The sequence below is a fragment of the Streptomyces sp. NBC_00038 genome (genome assembly GCF_026343635.1).
Taxonomy (GTDB): domain Bacteria; phylum Actinomycetota; class Actinomycetes; order Streptomycetales; family Streptomycetaceae; genus Streptomyces.
The window spans coordinates 3,435,052-3,454,302 of the sequence record NZ_JAPELQ010000001.1 but is presented as its reverse complement, the minus strand read 5'-3'; the positions used below and the strand labels follow the sequence as shown (position 1 = coordinate 3,454,302).

At 71.5% G+C, this 19,251-nt stretch carries 18 protein-coding genes; 8 read left to right on the top strand and 10 right to left on the bottom strand.

What is annotated here, in order from left to right; genetic code table 11:
* The 3 genes from OG219_RS15755 to OG219_RS15745 form a co-directional block, all read right to left on the bottom strand.
* Window positions 1-1,542 (bottom strand): carboxyl transferase domain-containing protein, encoded by a 1,542-nt coding sequence (locus OG219_RS15755; protein ID WP_266826998.1) that lies wholly within the window; start codon window positions 1,540-1,542, stop codon window positions 1-3.
* Entirely contained in the window at window positions 1,539-3,032 is a 1,494-nt protein-coding gene (locus OG219_RS15750) for an acyl-CoA synthetase (protein ID WP_266826996.1), read from the bottom strand. Before OG219_RS15750 ends, OG219_RS15755 begins: the two co-directional genes overlap by 4 nt.
* Before the next feature lie 115 nt (window positions 3,033-3,147).
* A complete protein-coding gene (locus tag OG219_RS15745) occupies window positions 3,148-4,473 on the bottom strand; it encodes an SLC13 family permease (protein WP_266826994.1) in 1,326 nt (441 codons plus the stop codon).
* A 353-nt stretch (window positions 4,474-4,826) separates the two neighbouring features.
* On the opposite strand from OG219_RS15745, the gene OG219_RS15740 reads away from it, so the two are divergent.
* Both OG219_RS15740 and OG219_RS15735 read left to right on the top strand, forming a co-directional pair.
* A complete protein-coding gene (locus OG219_RS15740; RefSeq protein WP_266826992.1) occupies window positions 4,827-5,549 on the top strand; it encodes a FadR/GntR family transcriptional regulator in 723 nt (240 codons plus the stop codon).
* A gap of 210 nt (window positions 5,550-5,759) precedes the next feature.
* Window positions 5,760-5,963 (top strand): hypothetical protein, encoded by a 204-nt coding sequence (locus OG219_RS15735; RefSeq protein ID WP_266826990.1) that lies wholly within the window; start codon window positions 5,760-5,762, stop codon window positions 5,961-5,963.
* 55 nt (window positions 5,964-6,018) lie between these two features.
* On the opposite strand, the gene OG219_RS15730 is transcribed toward OG219_RS15735, so the two are convergent.
* The 3 genes from OG219_RS15730 to OG219_RS15720 form a co-directional block, all read right to left on the bottom strand.
* The gene (locus OG219_RS15730; RefSeq protein WP_266826988.1) at window positions 6,019-7,131 is read right to left on the bottom strand and encodes an ABC transporter substrate-binding protein; all 1,113 of its coding nucleotides are present in this window, start codon (window positions 7,129-7,131) and stop codon (window positions 6,019-6,021) included.
* Window positions 7,132-7,479: 348 nt separating this feature from the next.
* Window positions 7,480-8,283 (bottom strand): phosphatidate cytidylyltransferase, encoded by an 804-nt coding sequence (locus OG219_RS15725; protein WP_266826986.1) that lies wholly within the window; start codon window positions 8,281-8,283, stop codon window positions 7,480-7,482.
* Window positions 8,280-10,058, bottom strand: a complete 1,779-nt coding sequence (locus OG219_RS15720) for a histidinol-phosphate aminotransferase family protein (protein WP_266826984.1) — start codon at window positions 10,056-10,058, stop codon at window positions 8,280-8,282. Before OG219_RS15720 ends, OG219_RS15725 begins: the two co-directional genes overlap by 4 nt.
* A gap of 153 nt (window positions 10,059-10,211) precedes the next feature.
* On the opposite strand from OG219_RS15720, the gene OG219_RS15715 reads away from it, so the two are divergent.
* The 6 genes from OG219_RS15715 to OG219_RS15690 all read left to right on the top strand — a co-directional run bounded on the left by OG219_RS15715 (window position 10,212) and on the right by OG219_RS15690 (window position 16,724).
* Window positions 10,212-11,729 carry an oxidoreductase gene (locus tag OG219_RS15715; RefSeq protein WP_266826982.1) on the top strand — a complete coding sequence of 506 codons (1,518 nt, stop codon included), beginning with the start codon at window positions 10,212-10,214 and terminating at the stop codon, window positions 11,727-11,729.
* A 132-nt stretch (window positions 11,730-11,861) separates the two neighbouring features.
* Window positions 11,862-12,470 (top strand): transcriptional regulator, encoded by a 609-nt coding sequence (locus tag OG219_RS15710; protein ID WP_266826980.1) that lies wholly within the window; start codon window positions 11,862-11,864, stop codon window positions 12,468-12,470.
* Entirely contained in the window at window positions 12,467-13,093 is a 627-nt protein-coding gene (locus tag OG219_RS15705; RefSeq protein ID WP_266826978.1) for a toxin-antitoxin system, toxin component, read from the top strand. Before OG219_RS15710 ends, OG219_RS15705 begins: the two co-directional genes overlap by 4 nt.
* A 6-nt stretch (window positions 13,094-13,099) precedes the next feature.
* Window positions 13,100-14,317: an MAB_1171c family putative transporter gene (locus tag OG219_RS15700; protein ID WP_266826976.1), complete on the top strand. Its 1,218-nt coding sequence runs from the start codon at window positions 13,100-13,102 to the stop codon at window positions 14,315-14,317.
* Window positions 14,318-14,397: 80 nt separating this feature from the next.
* A complete protein-coding gene (locus tag OG219_RS15695; RefSeq protein ID WP_266836106.1) occupies window positions 14,398-15,750 on the top strand; it encodes an NAD(P)/FAD-dependent oxidoreductase in 1,353 nt (450 codons plus the stop codon).
* Between the two features lie 74 nt (window positions 15,751-15,824).
* Window positions 15,825-16,724: a RimK family alpha-L-glutamate ligase gene (locus OG219_RS15690; RefSeq protein ID WP_266826974.1), complete on the top strand. Its 900-nt coding sequence runs from the start codon at window positions 15,825-15,827 to the stop codon at window positions 16,722-16,724.
* On the opposite strand, the gene OG219_RS15685 is transcribed toward OG219_RS15690, so the two are convergent.
* The 4 genes from OG219_RS15685 to OG219_RS15670 are packed head-to-tail and all read right to left on the bottom strand — an operon-like array spanning window position 16,708 to window position 19,238.
* Entirely contained in the window at window positions 16,708-17,313 is a 606-nt protein-coding gene (locus OG219_RS15685) for a hypothetical protein (RefSeq protein ID WP_266826972.1), read from the bottom strand. The two genes, OG219_RS15690 and OG219_RS15685, sit on opposite strands and share 17 nt — an antisense overlap.
* Window positions 17,216-18,112, bottom strand: a complete 897-nt coding sequence (locus tag OG219_RS15680) for an FkbM family methyltransferase (protein ID WP_266826970.1) — start codon at window positions 18,110-18,112, stop codon at window positions 17,216-17,218. Before OG219_RS15680 ends, OG219_RS15685 begins: the two co-directional genes overlap by 98 nt.
* Window positions 18,109-18,336 (bottom strand): Trm112 family protein, encoded by a 228-nt coding sequence (locus OG219_RS15675; protein ID WP_266463056.1) that lies wholly within the window; start codon window positions 18,334-18,336, stop codon window positions 18,109-18,111. The genes OG219_RS15680 and OG219_RS15675 overlap by 4 nt, the downstream gene beginning before the upstream one ends.
* Entirely contained in the window at window positions 18,333-19,238 is a 906-nt protein-coding gene (locus tag OG219_RS15670) for a hypothetical protein (RefSeq protein WP_266836105.1), read from the bottom strand. The genes OG219_RS15675 and OG219_RS15670 overlap by 4 nt, the downstream gene beginning before the upstream one ends.
* Window positions 19,239-19,251 lie beyond the last annotated feature (13 nt).

Genomic DNA, 19,251 nt, shown 5'->3' with positions numbered 1-19,251 from the left:
TCATTCCTTGCGGTTCTCCGCGATGCCCCGGATCACTCCCAGTTCCACCAAGTCCTGCGGTCGGATACGGAGTTGGTCCGCGGTGGAGCGCACTTCGCCGGTGGGGCGCTTCAGGATCGCGGCCGCGAGCTCCGGTGCGATGACCGAGAAGTAGCTGTCCGGTGTGGCCCAGGTGTTGCCGGGTGCGGCCAGTGCGAGGGCGCCGCCGGAGCCGCCCTCGCCGATCACCAGCGTGGTGACCGGCGTACGGGCGGTGGCCACGGCGGCGAACAGGTCCGCGATCGCGGAACCCGCGCCCTGCCGCTCCGCCTCCGCGTCGTTCGCGGCACCCGGGGTGTCCACCAACGTCAGGACCGGGAAGCCGAGTTGTCCCGCGAGACGGATCAGACGGGCGGCGGTGCGGTATCCGGCGGGGCGGGTCGCCGTCCCGCACTGGGCGGCGTACGCGATGGTCCGCCCGTCGTGCGCGAGGCCGAAGCCGCACAGCATGCCGGCGTCGGTGCCGCCGCAGCGGTCGCCGCTGATGGCGGCACGCTGGGTGAAGTACGCGTCCAAGTAAGCGGCGGCGCGCGGGCGTTGGGGGGAACGGGCGTGCTGGACGGCGTCCCAGCCGGTGGTGGGGAGGTCGGGGGCGCCGAGGGCGGGTGGGGGAGGGGCGGCCTTGGCTTTGGCTTCTCCGGGTGGGGGAGGTGTGGTCTTGGCTTCGGCCTCCCCGGCTGGGGGAGACGCGGTCCTTGCTTCGGCCTCCCCGGACGGGGAAGGCGCGGTCTTCGCTTCGGTCTCAGCCGAGCGATCGGAGCTGTGGCTGGACCTGGGATCGGGGTTGGGGCCGGGGTTGGGATCGGGATCGAGGTTGGGGCCTGGGTTGGTGAGCAGCTTCAGCCACAGCGCCAGCGTCTCCCGCAGCTCCTCCGGCCGTACGGCGGCGTCCACCGCGCCCGCCGCCACCTGGGCCTCCGCCGTGTACGCCGCCGGGTCCGCGTAGGGCGGGCGGACCCGGGAGCCCGCGAACCCCACCTGGGCGCCGGGCAGCGCCAAGGTCACATCGGCGCCCGCGCCGAGCGTGGCCCAGCCGCCGCCCGTCGTCGGGTCCCGCAGGACGGCGATCTGCGCCAGCCCCGCTTCCCGCGTGAGCGCCGACTGCCGGGCCACGCGCTGGAGTTGGGTGAGTGCGAGCATGCCCTCCTGCATCCGGCTGCCGCCGGTCGCGACGAGCGAGACGACGGGGAGATGGTGTTCGCGCGCGTACGTGTGCGCCGCCTCCAGCCGGTCACCGGTGCGTTCGCCGAGCGAACCGCCCAGGAAGCCGAACTCGAAGGCGATCAGTACGGAGGGCGTGCCGCCGATGACGACGCGACCGCAGACGACGGACTCCTCCTCGCCGGTGCGGGCGGCGGCGCGGGCGCGCGAGTCGTCGTAACCCTGCCAGGACAGTGGGCCGTCGGGCTTGAAGTTCCGTGCAGGGGGCGGCAGTTCGCTGAACGTGGCGTCGTCGTCCGTGACGAGGGCGATGGCCTCGCGGGCCGTGAGGCGCTCAGTCATTCCGCATCCTTCGGCAGCAGAGCCCGCTTGAGGATCTTGCCCATGTCGTTGCGGGGCAGGGACTCCAGGAAGTGGACCACGCGCGGACGCTTGTGCGGGGCGAGGCGCCGGGCCACGTGGTCGGAGAGCTCGGAGCCGAGAGCGGGGTCGGGGGTGCCGTCCGGTACCACCCAGGCCACGATCCGCTCGCCCAAGTCCTCGTCGGGCTCACCGGTGACGGCGGCCTCGCGCACGGCGGGGTGTTCGAGCAGCGCGTTCTCGATCTCGCCCGCGCCGATCTTGTAGCCGCCGCTCTTGATCAGGTCGGTGGCCTTGCGGCCGACGATGCGTACATAGCCGTCGGCGTCCAGGACCGCCATGTCGCCGGTGCGGAACCAGCCGTCCTCGGTGAACGCGGCGGCGGTCGCGTCGGGCCGGTTCAGGTACTCGGTGAAGAGGTTCGGCCCGCGGACCTGGATCTCACCGACGCTCTCCCCGTCGCAGAAGCCGGTGGGAGCGCCGCCGTCCGTGTCGTACGCGGCGATCGTCGACCCGTCCTCCTCCACGAGCCGCAGGCCGACCCCGGGCAGCGGCACCCCGACGGTGCCGGGCCGCGGCTCCCCGTCCACCCGGACGCTCGTGTTCATCAGCGTCTCCGTCATCCCGTACCGCTCGATGACCCTGCGCCCGGTCGCGGCCGTGATCCGCTCGTGGTCGTGCACGGGCAGCGCGGCGGAACCGGACACCAGGAGCCGCGCCCGGCCGAGCGCCTTGGCCAACTCCACGTCACCGTCCAGGACTTCGGCGAGCCGGTGGTACATCGTCGGCACCCCGAACAGCATCGTCGCGCCGTCGTTCAGCTCCCGAGCCACGCCCTCCGCACTGAACCGCCCCAGATGCCGCACGGCCCCACCGCGCCGCAGCGGCCCCAGGATGCCCAGGATCAGCCCGTGTACATGGAACAGCGGCAGCCCGTGCACGAGCACGTCCTCGCCGGTCCACTGCCAGGCGTCGGCCAGCGCGTCGAGCGTCGAGGCGATCGCGCGCCGCGGGATGACGGCGCCCTTGGGCGGGCCGGTGGTGCCGGAGGTGTAGACGACGAGGGCGGCGGCGTCCTCCGGAGCTTCCGGGAGGGCCGTACCGCCGCCTCCTGCGCGCATGTCGACGTCGATCCGTGCCAACTCCCGCAGGGAGTCAGGGAGTTCAGCCCCGACCTCCGCCAGCACCACCGACGGACGACTGTCCGACAGGATGTGCCCCAGCTCGCGCTCCCCCGACTTCGGGTTGAGCGGCACGGCGGGTACCCCGGCGAGCAGTGCGGCCACGACCCCGACAGCGGTCTCCAGGCTCGGCGTCGCCCACACGGCGACACGGCCCGCGTCTCTGATCCGTTCGGCCAGCGGTGCGCTCGCGGCCGCGAGTTCGCCGTAGGTCAGTGAGCGCTCGCCGAATCGCAGGGCGGGCCGAGCGGCGCAGTCGACCGACATCAGAGCCGGGAAGAGAGGGGACACGCGTCGTACTCCTTGTCGTCGTTGCCATACCGCGGTGGCCATGCCACGGCTGCTGCACCGCGGTTGCCGAGTCGCGGCTGCCGTACGGCTTTCGCCGCACCGCCTCGCATCTGCGTCACCCCCAGCCGGGCACCACCAGCGCGAGCCAGACCACGGCGGGGACCACAGCCACCACGATCCCCCCGTACATCATCAACTGCCGGAAGAAACGCTCCCGGTCGACCCCGGGTGCCGCGGCCAGCACGAGTGCGCCGTTCGTGGAGAACGGGCTCACGTCCACCACCGTCGCCGACACCGCGAGGGCCGCCACCATTCCGACCGCTCCGATCTCGCCCTGCGCCAGGAACGGCACCGCGAGCGGGATCAGCGCCCCCATGATGCCGACGGACGAGGCGAACGCGGAGATCACCGCGCCGATGTAGCACAGGAGCACGGAGGCAAGCAGCGGGATGCCGATGTCGCTGACGCCGTCGCCGGCCCACTTGATCGTGCCCATCTCGTCCAGTACGGCGACATACGTGAGCACGCCGCAGATGAGGAGCACCGTGGGCCAGGCGATCTGGCCCACGGCGTTGCGGCTGTCTTCCGGCCAGCAGGCGCTGAGTGCGACGGCGAGGGTGATCGAGGTGAGCCCGGCGTCCAGGTCGAAGGCGAGGACGGCGACGACGAGGGCGACGAGGGCGGTGAGCGTGGCGATACGGGCGGGGGTGAGGCGGGTGCCTTCGTCCTCCTCCTGTCCCTTCTCCTCCTCTCCCTTCCCCTCTTGTCCCTTCTTCGCCTCGTCGTGGCCTTCGTCTGCGCCCTTGGCTGCGTCGGCTTCGGTGCCGTCGCCGACGCCCCTCAGTTTCAGCCCGCCGAGGACGACGAAGAGGATGCCCGCGATGACGAGGTTGACGATGAGCGAGGAGAGGAAGAGGGCGATCTCGTTGCCCGGGAGGTTCTCGCGCTCGACGATGCCGTTGACGATCGTTCCGTAGATGCTGATCGGGGAGAAGCCACCACCCTGGGCGCCGTGCACCACCATCGCGCCCATCAGCAGCGGGCTGATCCCGTAGCGGGTGGCGAAACTCAGCGCGATCGGCGCGACGATGGCCACGGCGGCCGGACTGACCGCACCGATCGCGGTGAGTGCCCCGGTGAGGACGAACATCACCCAGGGAATCAGCGCGACCCGTCCGCGTACGACCCGGATCGAGGCGTGCACCAGCCAGTCGGTGGTGCCGTTGGCGCGAGCGATCGCGAAGAGATACGTCACCCCGACGAGCACGACGAAGAGATCGCCGGGGAAACCGGCGAAGATCGTGTCGGTGTCGAAGTCCGCGACCAGTTCACCGACGCCGAACGCGGCGGCGAAGGCGAGCGCGCCCATGTTGATGGACCGGGTCGTGGCGATCACGAACACGGCGACGAGCACGATGATCGAAATCAGTTCGGCGGACATGCGGGCTCCCGTCCCTGGGTCCCTCGTTGATTGGCTCGTCCAGTGATTGGCCAAGTGTCTGCACCACTCGGGGGCCGAATGTCTGCACCGTGATTGGTCAAGTGGCTGGTCCACATTGGGTGTTGACCGGTGGGAGCGTCAAGGAGTCTGACGTGAATTGGCTCAGCCACTTGTCCACAGACCACTTGTCCACAGGGCCACCGGACCGGTCACCGCCCGGTGTTACGCTGCGGCCGCAGGGGACACACGACAGGTAACGACGGTTAGTCGGGCAAGCCGGGCGGCGCAACGGACAGGCCGACCAGGCGAAGCGAGCCGGGCGAGCTGCACAGGACAGGCGATGGGGGACGGGCATGACCGACGCACTGCGCCCGATGGCGGCCAGGCCACGCATGTACGAGCAGGTCCTCGACCGGCTCCGCAGCTACGTCGCCGAGGGGGGCCTGAGCGCGGGCGACCGCCTCCCGCCCGAACGCGACCTGGCCGCGCGCCTGGGCGTCAGCCGTGCCTCGGTGAAGCAGGCCATCGTGGTCCTTGAGGTCCAGGGCCTGGTGGAGGTCCGGCACGGCGGCGGCACGTACCTGGTGCGCGACAGCCTCGACATCGAACCCGTCGAGCGGCTCGTCGAACGACGTCGCCGCCTTCCCGACGTACTGGAGGCCCGCGAGGCCCTGGAGACCAAGCTCGCCGAACTGGCCGCCGAGCGCCGCACGGACGAGGACCTGGCCGCCCTGCGCTTCTCACTCGCCAAGATGGCGGGCGAGATCGAGGAGGGCAAGCACGGAGTGGAGGGCGACCGGCTGTTCCACGCGGCGGTCACCGCGGCGGCGCACAGCAGCATCCTCGCCGAGTTCATGCGCTCCATCGCCGACCAGATCACCGAGAGCCGCAACGAGTCCCTCCGCCAGCCCGGCCGCCCGAGCCGTTCCCTCGCCCAGCACCGGGCCATCCTCGACGCGATCGCGGCCCAGCGCCCGGGACAGGCGGCCGCGGCGATGCGCCGGCATGTGAGGACGGTGGCGAAGGTGCGGTTGCTGGACTGGGATCCGGAGGAGGAGGGGGACGAGTCGGGGTGAGGCTCGGGTGAGCCGCGTGGCCGCGCGCTTCGACCCTTTACGCCCGCCCGGCATCACGCCCGCCCGGCATCACGGCCGCCCGGCATCATGGACGCCATGGACACGCCCATCACCGACTGGATCACCATCGCGGCCTACGAGAATCTGCCGGGCCGCCTCCGCCCGATGGCGGCCACCCGCGCTTGACTGCGCGACCGCGGCATCGACTGGATGCCCTTCGAACCGGACGAGATCCAATGGGGTTTGGCCTGTGGCATCGGCCCTGACGGCCACTGGCACGGTTGGTTCGACATCCGCATCGATGCCGGCGCGCTGCGACGGCTCGGACTCCATCCCGACCAGCCCACCGCCGAGGTCACGGGCACATCTCCACCTGGCTGGTGGCATGCCGCCGCAGAAAGAAACCCTCGGTAGGGGGTGAGAGCCTCAATTACCGGACAGGTCCGGGCAGTCGGACCTCCGTGCTCTCTCAGCCGGCGTGGAGGATCCGAAAGCGATCGGGTTCCGCCGGGTCCCGGTCGACGACTTGGACCGGTGGCCAAGCCCACTGCCGTACGCCGATGCCCGGCGTGCGGGAGAACCGGATCGGTCCGCGGGTGCCCTCGACCGCCACGTGCGGCCAGGACCCGGCGATGGCCGCCGGGTCCGTGCCGTGCGAACGCAGCACCTCGGCGAGGACGGTGACGGTGTCCCAGCCCTCGAAGGCGACGAAGGAGGGCGCTTCGCCCAGCCGCTCGCGGAGCTCCTTCCCGACGCGTTCGCCGAGCGGACCGAGACGCTCGGGCAGGTAGCGCAGGAACGGGATCCCGGCGCCGTCCTCGCCCAGCAACGTCGCCCATTCGGGGAACTCCGGTTGCCCGGCCGGAGCGCCGATCAGGATCTCCCCGAGCCGCCGGTCGCCCCTGACGGCCCTCACGATCGGCACCGCCGGTTCCGGATGGCCGACCAGCAGGAGGAGCGCCGTCGCGCCGTGGTCGACGAGCGCGTCGCACAGGGCCTCGGGGGTGAGCGCGTTCGTGTCGAGTTCGACGACGGTGCCGCCGCGGTGAGCGAGGTGGTCCCGCAGGATGCGGGTCCCGGACGCCCAGTAGACGCTCGGCTGGGTGGCCACGGCGATTCGATGCCGGCCCGCGCCGAGGAGGAAGTCCGCGTAGATCCGCCAACTGTGGGACTGGGCCGGGGCCAGGCGCGCGACCCACTCCGTCGGCTCCTCGGTGAGCGCGTCGAGCACCGCCGACGAGCAGATGAACGGCACGCCGAGGGCGTCGGCCCGGGTGGCGGCGGCGCGGGCGACGACGCTGTGGTACTCGCCCGCCACGGCGGCCACGCCCAGGCCGGCGAGTTCGTCCACGGCCGCCGCGGCCCGCTCCGGATCGGCCGCGGTGTCCCGGACCACCAGCTCCAGTGGTCTGCCGTCGATCCCACCGGCGTCGTTGACCTCGCGAACGGCCAGGTCGAGTCCTGCGAGCAGGTGTCGGCCCGCCTCGACCCAGCCGGGCCGCGTCAGCGGGACTAGAGCGCCCAGGCGGACGGACGACCCGTCTGCGTACTCCGGTCCGGACGGCGATGGTGACGTGTTCATCGGGTGGCGTCTCTCCTGAGAGGGTGCGGTCGCGGTCCGCCCGGATCGCGCGTCGGCCGGGGCGGGCGGTTCGTGTTCATCGTGTCTCGCCGCGGCGTGTGCGTCCGGGTGATCATGCCGGTCATTGGATCCACCACCATCGCCGGTGGACAACCGATTATCTGTTCCCTGAACTGCCACGTCTCATCGTCAGCTGCCTGCGGACGCGGAGGAGGAGGCGGCCTGGAGGAGAACGACGCGACCCTGCGACCGGTACAGACGCGACCCTGCGCCCGGTACAACGGATGCTGTCGCACCGGCCGTGGGACGCGGTACGCGGAGCGCTTGGCGACCGCCACACCGGTCAGCTCAGCTCAGCACCAGCAACACCGCCAGCGCGATCAGCAGCGAGTCGATCCGGTCCAGCAGGCCGCCCGAGCCGGGTAGCCAGCCGGCGGCGTCCTTGGTCCCCGCGCCGCGCTTGATCATCGATTCGAGCAGGTCGCCGACCGGGCCGCCGACCGCCACCGCGACCGCCAACGGCCAGGTCAGTACCGAGAGCACCGCGAGTGTGCCGAGCCCGGTCGCGGCGCCGGCGACGGTTCCGGTCCACCGCTTGGCCGGGGAGAGCGGGGACAGCCGCGGGCCGCCCAGCTGTCGGCCGGCGAAGTACGCCGTGATGTCGGCGACCGAGACGGCCACGAAGAGGGCGAGTCCGGTCGCCCCCAGCGGGATCAGCGCGGCGGGCAGACTGAGCCAGGCGAGCCCCAGCAGGCCGGTGCCGAGTCGGCGCAGACCGTGTTCGGCGTCGCCGGACAGCAGTGGTACGGCGGCCACGGCGAGGGCCCCGACCGCGATCACCCGGGGCACCTGTCCGGGCGCCAGCCAGGCGGCCCCCACCACGGCGACGACCGCCGTGGCCAGCATCGCCCGGTCCGGCCACCGCAGCCCCAGCATCCCGCCGTACTCCAGCACCCCGATGACCCCGACCGCGGCAGCGATGGCGGCGGTGCCCGGGCGGCCCAGCCAGAACGCCCCGGCGACCAGTGGTATCCCGAGCGCCCAGGCACACCACCGCACCATCAGCTCACGCCGGCGGGAGGCCGCCGCGGCGACTCCGCCCAGTACCAGCGCCCCACCGAGGTAGGGCGCCAGTGCGGCAACGCTGGTCACCGGGCGGTCATGCCGGTGGGCACGCGTGGCGCCACCGGCCCGAGCGCGGCCCCGCCGGACCGCAGCGCGTCGAGGGCGGTGCGGTAGGCGGCCACGATGCGCGCGTTCTCCGCGCTGTCCTTGACGGCGATGCGCAGGGTGCGTCCTTCGTACGCCGTCGACATCGGTGACAGGTCGCGCAGGTAGACGTCGCCGCGGCGGCATTCCTGTACGAGCCGGGCGGCGCTCGGTCCGTCGGGCGGCAGCGTCACGGTGAGGAAGTTGGACACCGCTTCCTCGATGGAGGCGGAGCCGTCCACCGCGGCGAGGTCGACGGCCAGTAGACGGCGCAGCGTGTGGGTCTGGGCCCAGCGGTCGGCGTAGTACGACGGATCGCGCAGCGCCGCCACGGCCGCCAGCTGTGCGGGGAGGCTGACCGCCCAGGGCGGGGTCCACCGGCGCAGCTGTTCGGTGACGGTCGGCTCGGCCACCAGGTAGGCGGCTCGTACGCCGGACAGCGCGTACATCTTGGACAGTGAGCTGCAGACCACCACCCGGGGATCAACGGCGGCGAGGTCGGCCAGCGACTCGGACAGGCCTACGTAGCCCATGTAGGCCTCGTCGATCCACCACCGCGTCGTTTCCGGTGAGTCGGCGATCGCCGCGCGCAGTTCCGCGGCCGACAGGTGGCGGCCGGTCGGGTTGTTGGGGTTGACGACGACCGCGAGGTCGTAGCGGCCGGACCGGGTGGCAGCGGCCAGCCGCGCCGGGTCGATCCGCCAGCCGTCCGCACGGCGCAGCGGCAGCCGGTCCACGTGGCAGCCGATCACCTCCTGGGTGACATGGGCGTACTCGCCGTAGCTCGGGTCGAGCAGAAGTACGCGGCTCTCCGGGGTCAGCCACCGTCCGAAGGCCCGGAAGATCAGGTCGGAGGAGCCGGCACCGACGGACAGTGCCTCCACGGGAAGCGCCCGCGCCGTGGCGATCTCGGCCAACAGGCCCTCCGCGCCGGTCGGTGGCGAGGTCCGGGCCGTCCAGGCCGGGTCCTGTGCGAGTGCCGCCGTCACCTCGGGGGCCGGCGGGAACCAGGCGTCCAGCACATCGGCCGCGACCACCTCACGGCGCCGGTGCAGGCTGCGGAAGTCCGTACCGATGGCGGCGAACGAAGCCCCGCCGTGCTCGCAGCCGTCCGCCCGCGGAAGGAACGGCATGTCCAACTGCCAGTCAAGACCGGCCCGCAGCCGCTCCACCGCACCGGCGTACTTGCCCATCGCCGTCCTCAGCAGCTCGATGACGGCGCCGGTGAGCACGTCGAACGACAGCGCGCCGCAGTACACGGAACGACCGGTCGGCTGCAGTCCCACGGCCCGGTACATGTCGAGCAGTTGGGTACGGCCCATCACCACCACCCGGCGTCCTCCCCGGGAGGCGATCCAGCGCAGCGCGGCGAACATCAGCAGCGGAGCCGCCATGGTCGACCGCCAGCGCGGCTCGACCGTGAGGATGCGCACCTCGAACAGGGCGTCCTCGGTCAGCAACGGCAGTTCCTCGCGCGTCAGATAGCGCTCGATGCCGTACCGGCCCACCCAGGGCGGCGTGATGCTGACGAAGCCCATCCTGTCCGCACCGCGCGCCACGACCAGGTAGACGTTGTCGCCGTCCAGCGCGTCACGCAGCCGTCCCGTGGGATTGGGCGCGTGCTGCCCCAACTCCTCCGCGTACACCCGGTGCCGCAGCTCGTGGATCCAGTCGAGATCGTCAGGGACCGCACGGCGCAACTGCAGGGCCTGAGCCACAGAACACCACCTATTTGGCTTGGAGTTGAGCTCTCAGTGTGGGATCGGCGGACAGGGCGCGCCTGAGCGATCGGACCCGGGGCGGCTTGAGTACGGATACTCAGTTGCGGCACGGGTCCACCGCCGCGCCGAGCTGATCGTTACTGTGCCCATGTGCTGCCTGACTTCGAGTTGACGCCGCCGGAGCGCCGGATATGGGACGCCTTTCCCGAGGGACGGCGGGTGGATCTGCGTACGGGCGAGCCCGACGGCGATGATCCGGCGACGGGCGGACAGTGGGGGCCGGAACGCACCGTGCGGGCGGCTGTGCTGGTGGCGTTGCTGCTGGGCGGTGACGCCGGGCCGTCCGGCGCCGTTGCCTCCCTGCGTCTCGCCGGGGCGCGGATCACCGGTCGGCTCGACCTGGACGGGGCCGAGGTCGGCCATGCGCTCTCGCTCGAGCAGTGCCGGCTGGAGGAGGCGGTGAGCCTTTTCGGGGCGTCGACGCGGACGATCCGGATCAGGGACAGCTGGGTTCCTGACGTGGAGGCGGGGCTGGCTCGTATCCAGGGGAATCTCGACCTGAAGCGATCGGTGCTGGAAGGCGGACGCCTGTCGCTCATCAACGCCCATCTGGCCGGGGAGTTGAGGCTGACCGCGGCGCGGATATCCACCTCCGGGGAATGGGCCGTGTTCGCGGGCGGTCTGGTCATGGAAGGCGGTGCCTTCTGCAAGAACCTCAGCACGCGGGGCGGCGTACGGCTGTTGGGCGCGCAGTTGCCCGGTGGTCTGTTCATGCAGGGGGCACGGCTCAGCAGCCCTCACGGTGTGGCGCTGGCCGCGGACAGCGTGACCGCGACGACGCTGGATCTGTCGGAGGGGTTCACCGCGGAGGGGGCCGTGCGGCTGCGGGGCGCCCGGATCTCGGACAATCTCAGCTTCGAAGGAGCGATCCTGAAGGGGGCACGCGACGGTGACGGCCCGTCCGTCGTTTGTCTTCAGACGCAGGCCACCGACTTCGACTTCACCGTCGCCGAAACACCCTCCGGAGCCGTCGACCTGCGGGGCGCCCAGGTCTCGTTCCTCCACGAGAACGAGCACAGCTGGCCGGGTGCGGTGGAACTGGACGGCTTTGTCTACGGCTCCATCAAGACGGTCGTGGCGGGGCAGCAGCGGGACGCCGTCGGTCGGCGGGAGACCGTGGCCCGGCATGTGGAATGGGTGCGCCGAAGTCCCGTCTACAGCCCCCAGCCGTACGAGCAACTCGCCAGTTGCTACCGGAAGGTCGGCCACGACGACGACGCCCGCCGGGTGCTCCTGGAGAAGCAGCGCCATCGACGCCGTTTGCTGCGCCCGGCCGCACGGGCGTGGGGGTATGTGCTGGACGCCACCGTCGGATACGGATACCGGCCGTGGCTGGCCGGCGTCTGGCTCCTCGCGCTGATCCTGCTCGGCACGCTGGTCTTCGACGTGAATGATCCGACCGCGGTCAAGCAGGGCGAGGGAGCCCCTTTCCAGCCCTTCGTCTACACGCTCGACCTGCTGATCCCCATCGGCGGTCTCGGTCAGCGGGCCAACTGGTACTGGACGGACGGTGGCCCGCAGTGGCTGGCGTACGGGCTGATCGCCGCCGGCTGGATGCTCACCACGGCTGTGCTCGCGGGCGTGACCCGGACACTGAACAGGAGTTAGCGCCACGCGATTCGGCAACGATCGTTCCCAACCCAGGAACGATCGTTCGAAAATCATGGCGCGGACCGACCCGGGCACGTAGTCTCGGCTCCACCATGACAACTTGATGGGTCAACTTCCGGGAGCCCCTTGGTGAGTGAGTCCCCGCCTCTTGCCGAGACACTCGCGCGCCTGGACGCGCGGATCGCCGAGAAGGGCCTGGACCGTGGTGAAGTGCTCGACGTACGCGCGCTGTCGGGCCGTACGGCGATCCCCGAGGGGGAGATTCAGGCCCTGCTCGACGGTGAGGTGCCGCGGGACGGCCGGGTGGACGAGCGGATCCGGGGGCGGGTGCGGGCCCTGTACGAGGCGTATCTCGGGGAGAGCGGGAAGCGGCCCGCCGATGTGTGCCGGGAGGTCGCGGGCCGGCTCGGGATCAGTGAGAAGTGGGCGCGCTCGCTCCTCAACGGCGACAAGATGCCGAACGTTCCGGACCTCACCCTGCTCGCGGAGTTCTTCCGTATCGACCAGGGCACGAAGTTCTTCACCGACACCACCTCCGTCGCCCTGAACGGGGCGCTTCAGCGCATCCTCCGGGAGCTCGAAGGCGCCACGGAGGACGGGCCGTTGCTCAAGTTCACGACCAAGCACGGGGTCGTCACGTTCGCGCTGCGCGGCAAGCGGCTGACCCCCCGCAAGCAGGAGGCCCTCGCGGTCATGCTGGACGGTCTGCTGAGCGGCGAGGAGGGGGAGCAGCGATGAGGCTCGCCCGTACCGTGCGCAGGCTCGTGACCGCTCTGCGGCCGGCCGGGGCCGAATCGGAGATGCGCGGTCTCGCCGTGGAGCTCAGCCGCGCGCTGCGCAAGAGGATCGACACCCCGGTCGACGTACGGGAGTTGGCCCGCGCCCTGTGCGAGGAGATCAGCGGGCGCCGCGACGGCCGCCCCGTACAGCTGCGCTTCGAGCGCTTCCCCGACGAATTCGAAGTCACAGGCCTGTGGATGGAGTTCCACGACTTCGACCTCGTCGTCATCGAGGAGCGCGCCGAAACGGTGCAGCAACTCGTCATCCTCGGCCACGAGTTGTGGCACATGCGGCAGGGACACCGCAGCCATCGCCCCGACACCGACAACCACGTCGACGGGGCGGCCGCCGCAGCACGCGCCCTCGCCGACGGCACCGGCTGGCAGGAGATAGCCCTCACGCTGGCCGCCCGCAACGGATCCCACGCCACCGCCGAGGCCGAGGCCGAGGATTTCGGACTGCACCTGGCGAGCGTCTTCCGCTCGTGGGTCACCGGACCCCGTACGGACCGGCGGGAGCCCGCCGATCCGGTCGGCCGGGCCATCCAGGCGTCGCTGGGCTACCGCGACCCCCGGGACTGACGGGCGATGGACACCTCCCGCTTCCCCCTCGGACCCCACATCGCCTTCTGGCTGCCGACCACCGTCCTCACCGCCGCCCTGGCCATCAAGCTGCCCGGCATCCTCAAACTCTGGAAGGACCCGCTCCTCAGAGCCGTCGGCGGCCTCCTCGCCCTCGCCTGCGCCATCTTCGTCTTCGCGGCGCCGCCGACCATCGCCTGGACCAACCGCGTCACCGGCGTACGGAACATCTCGGCGCCCCTGGTCTACAGCCTCATCACCGCGTTCTCCGGGGCCTGCCTGCTGCTGCTCATCGCCTGGCGCAACGGCGTCTCCGACCGCTCGGACTCGACGCGCCGTGCCATGCGCTGGGTGGTCACCGCCTACTCGGGCGTCATCGTCGCGCTGTGGGTGCTCTTCGCGCTCGCCGACGTCCACGTCGAGAGGCTGCGGGACCTCGACACGTACTACGCCAACACGCCCTTCATGCGCGAAGAGATCGTGCTCTATCTGCTCGCGCACACCGTGGCCTGCGTGATCACGTCCAACCTGATCTGGAACTGGATCCGCACCGGCGACCTCGACGTATGGCTGCGCGGCGGACTCAAGCTGCTGGGCGCCGGCTACGCGACGAACCTGCTCTTCGCCGCCGCGAAACTCTCGGCGGTCGTCGCCCGCTGGACCGGCCACGACCTGGACTGGCTGAGCACCCAACTCGCACCCCCCGTCGTCTGCGTGTCCGCCATCCTGATCGCGGCGGGCTTCGTCTTCCCGTACGCCGGGCAGTACCTGCACCGCCGCTGGCACACCCGGATCGCCCACTGGCGACTGCGGCCCCTGTACGTGCTGATGCGGACCGGCACGGGCGGCCACGTCCCCTTCAAGCTCAGGGCCACCCCCGAACTGCGCCTGACGCGCCGCGAGACGTTCATCCGGGACGCGCTGCTCCACCTCGCCCGGCACATCGACGAGGACCTGGGCCGACGGGCCTACGACGCGGCGCTCGGCCTCGGATGGGACGCCGACCGGGCGCAACCGCTCGCCGGTGTCGTGACGATCCAGGCGGCCATCGAGTCCAGGCGACGATTCCAGGAGCGCGACGCCGGCTCTCCTCCCCACAGCCCCGACATGGAAGACCTGCTGGAGGAGATCGAGGCCGTGTCCCGGGCTCTCCGCCACACCGACGACATCAGGGCGGTCCGCGAGCGCGCGGCCGCCGCAGCAGAGAGCGTGCCAGCCACATGAGTGCCACTCCCCTGAGCGAACGACCGCCCACAGCAAGGCCCTTGAGATCCGCCGTCGTCCTCGGCGGCAGCCTCGCCGGCATGCTCGCGGCCCGCGCCCTGGCCGAGTTCGCGGACGTCGTCACGATCGTCGAGCGGGACGCCCTGCCCGAGGGCCCCGAGCGCCGCAAGAACCTGCCCCAGGCCCAGCACCCGCACGCGCTGTGGTCCGGCGGCGCCCGGGCGATGGAGGAACTCCTGCCGGGCGTCACCGGGCGGCTCGCGGAAGCCGGTGCGCGCCACCTCGCGGTCACGACGGACATGGTCGTGCTGTCGCCGCAGGGCTGGTTCCGTCGCTGGAACGAGTCCCACCACATGGTCCTGATCAGCCGTGGCCTGCTCGACGCGATCGTCCGTGCGCAGGTCCTCGACGACGACCGGATCAAGCTCGTCGAGCGCGCCGAGGCGCTCGGCCTCGAAGGCACCGCCGCCGCCGTCACCGGAGTCCGCGTCCGCGGTGACGAAGGCGCCGAGTCCGTCCTGTCGGCCGACCTGGTCGTCGACGCCACCGGTCGCGGCTCCCGCGCACCACAGTGGCTGGGGGCCCTCGGCCTGGCCGCACCGAAGCAGCGTGAGGTCAACTCCGGTCTGGCGTACGCCAGTCGGATGTACCGCGCCCCCGAGAGCGCGCGGGAGGGCTTCCCCGTCATCAATGTGCAGGCCGACCCGCGCGAGGGGAGCCCCGGCCGGGCGGGCTTTCTGCTGCCCATCGAGAACGGGAACTGGATGGTCATGCTGACGGGCACCCGAGGCGGCGAACCCACCGCAGACGAGGGCGACTTCGAGCGGTTCGCCACCGAGGAGCTGAGCCATCCCGTCATCGGGGAGTTCCTCGCGGGCGCCGAGCCACTGTCCAAGGTCGCCTTCACCCGGTCCACCGTGAACCGCCGCTACTACTACGAGCGTTCGCGGCGCTGGCCCGACGGCTTCGCGGTCGTCGGCGACGCGCTCGCCGCGTACAACCCGGTCTACGGGCACGGTATGTCGGTCGCGGCGCAGAGCGCCCTCGCCCTGCGCGAGGTGATCCGCCGCCGGGGCTGGGGCACCCCGGGGCTGGCACGCGTCGCGCAGAAGGCCGTGGCCCGGCCGGTCAACGCGGCCTGGGATCTGGCGACCGGCCTGGACGTCTTCTACCCGGGAGCGACGCAGAACGGCCCCACGCTCAGGGACAGGATCATCGCCGCGTACGCGAACCGGCTCCTGTACACCGCCACCGGCAACGGCCGCATCGCCCGCCGCTTCACCGACGTGTCGTCCCTGGAGCGCGGCGCGCACGTCCTGTTCGCCCCCAGCGTCCTCCTCGCCGCCGTGGCCGGCCCGCTCAAACCGCAGCTCACCGCACCGCCCCTCACGGACGAGGAGTGGAAGGCCGCAGGTCAGGCCCGTATCGGCTAGCCTGCGGCGGGATCACCCCGAGATGTCGCATGAGGAAGCCGTACGCGGAAGTCGTACGAGGAATCCGTACGAGGATGGAGTCAGCCGTGGCCCGCAGTGCCGCACGTGCCCGTATCGCGCTCGCCACCTACAACCCGGGTGAGGAGCCCAGCGCGGACCGGGATCTGCCTGTGCTGGCGGCGGCGTTGGAGGAGGCGGGGGCCGAGGTCGGTGTCCGGTACTGGGACGACTCCGACGTCGACTGGGCCGGGTTCGACCTCGTCGTGATCCGGTCGACCTGGGACTACAGCTGGCGGGCCGCGCAGTTCGTGGCGTGGGCTGGGCGGTGCGGGCGGGTGACTCGGCTGGCCAACCCGGCGGGGGTGGTGCGGTGGAACGCCGACAAGCGGTATGTCGGGGAGCTGGCGGAGGCGGGGGTTCCGGTGGTGCCGACGCGGTATGTCGCGCCGGGGGACCCCGTCGAGCTTCCCGAGGACCGCGAGTTCGTCGTGAAGCCCACCTCCGGCGCGGGCGCGCGTTATGCCGCCCGGTACACCCCCGAGGAGCGGGAGACCGCCGTACGGCAGCTCGCGCGGATGCACGCGGAAGGGCTGACCGCGATGGTGCAGCCGTATCTGAAGAACATCGACGCCGGGGGCGAGCGGGCACTCCAGTTCTTCGGCGGGCGCCTGCTGCACGCCAGCAGGAAGGGCGCCGTCCTTGAGCCCGGGACGTCGTACGACGAGAAGAAGGTCGCGCATCCGAGGCTTGAGACCTGGGAGCCGACCCCGGCCGAACTCTCGGTCGCCGAGCGGGCGTTGGCGGCCGTACCGGACGCGGGAGAGGTGCTCTACGCCCGGGTGGACCTGGTCGACGGCGACGACGGGGAGCCGTGTGTCATGGAGCTGGAGCTGATCGAGCCCAATCTCTTCCTCTGGCTGCACCCGGAGTCGGTGCCCGTGGTCGCGGAGGCGATCGTCACGGCCGCCCTTTGACGCCCACCCGCTGCAACAGCCCCCAGGTGAACTCCGCCGCGCAGTCGTGCCGTACGCCCGACTTGTCCGGGGCGGTGAACGCCAGTCCCCAGCGCGTGGGCGCCGTGCCCTCCAGGGGCCGGGCGGGTGCGAAGGCGCGGGCCGCCTCGTCGACCGTGCAGGACCAGGGGGTCAGGTCGTCGAGGGTTTCAAGGACCGGACCGGGGGTGCCGGGTGCGCGGACCAGCCACTCGTTCCAGGCGATGCCGTTCGGGGCGACCAGGACCTCGAAGCGGAGGTCGGGCCAGAGGGGGACGGGCCAGAGAAGGGCCTCGCAGGCGAGGTCGCCGATCTGGCGGGGGGTGACGGACTCCGGGGTGCCGAGGATCTGGCGGTAGCGGGAGGTCGCGGCCCGGGAGCGTGGGGCGTGCAGCATTGCCTGCCAGCGGCGGTTGGCCTCGCGCATGGCGGCGATGGAGGCGCCCAGTTGGTGGCGGGCGTCCTCGACGAGGTCAGGATTGTGGTCCGCCATGCGGCGCAGCAGGACCAGCTGGAAGTCGAGAGGTGTGAAGGGGGTGGCGGGGCGTTTTGCGGGCGGCATGCGGTCCATCGTCGCCTATGCGGTACGCGCCCGGGCGATGGCCGTCCGGGAGGAAGAGCACCGAGTTGACGTAGCGGGGGCCGCGAGGGGGAAGCACCCTGCGCAGCAGGCCCTGCGAGACGACGTGGGACGTCCGGGCCTGGTGGGCCTCCAGGGGGAAGGATGCGAGGGGCAGCCAGGCGTCGTCGGGCAGGACCCAGCCCTCGTAACCCTGCTGGGCGAGGTGTGCGATCACGGGGGCGACGGGCTGGATCCGGGCCTCCAGCTCGATGAAGAGGGCCGGGCGGTCGCGGGTGATGAGGGCGCTTGCGCCGCGCAGGACGGCCAGTTCGTTGCCGTCCACGTCGATCTTGACGAAGTCGACGTCGCGAAGGTTCAGGCTGTCGAGGGTCAGGCAGGGGACCTCAAGGGCGCGGGCGTGGATGTCCCTGCAGACCAGGGACGACACACCCCGGTCGCCCGCGTCGTCCGGCGGCAACCACAGACGGGCGGTGCCCCGGTGGTCGGAGGCGGCGGCATGGATCACGCGCACGTTCGCGGGGCTCGCGGAGGAGAGCAGCCGGGCGAGGTGCGGGACCGGTTCGACGGTCACCACGCGGCCGGCCCGGTCGGCCAGCCGGCGCGTCCAGGGGCCGTACCAGCCGCCCACGTCCACCGCCGTACGGCAGCCGGGCGGGCAGAGCTCGGCCAGCCGCGCCAGCTCGGGTTCGAAGCGCGGGTAGACGAGCCGGGCGGTCGCGGCGACCAGACGGGTGGGAAGGAAGCGGGCGAGGCGGGCGGCCAGTGTTCGTGGCGAGGGACTGGTCATGGGGCCATCCGTTTGAGGAGTTCCTCGTGTTCGTCCTCCGTCACCTGCTCGCCGGAGGACGGCAGCAGCTGCGGGATGCCGTCCACGATCGGGTAACGGCGTTGCAGGCGGGGGTTGTACAGCGCGGCCTCGGACCCCAGGGACTCATCGGGTACGAGCAGGTGGAGCGGGCCTTTGTCCAGCGGGCAGGCCAGGATCTTCAGCAGTGGGTCGTCGGGGTTCACGGTGGAGTCAACTCCTTGGTGGCAATGGGGGGTTGGGGTGCGGTGTCGTGTTTGGGCATGGCGAGCAGGACGGACACCGCGAGGGCGGTGCCCGCGAGCCGCAGCGCGAGCCGCACCGGTTCGTGCGGCAGCGCCTCGCCGAACGCGAGCGTGCCGAGGACCGCCGTGAACAGACACGTCACCGTCGTGCAGACCGGCACGATCAGCGAGGCCCGGCAGCGCTGCAGCGCCGCCTGCGACATGACCAGGCCGAACGCGCCGGTGAAGAGCAGGAGATAGGGGTACGGGGAGCGCAGCAGGTCGACCACCGCCCCGCCGAGTCCACTTGTCGTCAAATAGCTGGACACGCCCTTGATGGCGAGCGAGCTCACCCCGTACAACAGGCCGACCGCCACGCCGTATTCGACGCCGGTGGTCGGCATCCGGTGCCGGTGCCGGGAGCGGCGCTCGGCGGATCCGTACAGCCAGATGCCCATCGCGAGGGACGGCAGGCAGACGGTGAGGATCAGCGGCGCCGGAGCGCTGCGGCTGACGGTGTCTGAGCCCTCGCTCAGGGACAGCACCACCATCAGCAGGGCGGCGAGGATCGCGCCGAGTGCGTACCGCTCGCGGCCCGTCGTCTCCTCGCCGAGCAGCCGTGAGGAGAGCAGCACGAGGAGGACGAGCCCGGAGACGAAGATGCCCTGCGCGGCGGCGATGGGAAGTGTGCGGTAGACGGCCAGTTGGGCGCCGAATCCGGCGGCGAGCGACAGTGAGCCGCCGATCCACAGGGGGCTGCCCAGGACCAGCCGCAGCAGTCGGGCGGGGCGGCGGATGTCGACCTCCGGCATGGCCGCCAACGCGCGTTTCTCCAGGACGAATCCGGTGCTGTACAGGACGTTCGCCAGCAGGGCCGCGGCCACTCCCCACCACATG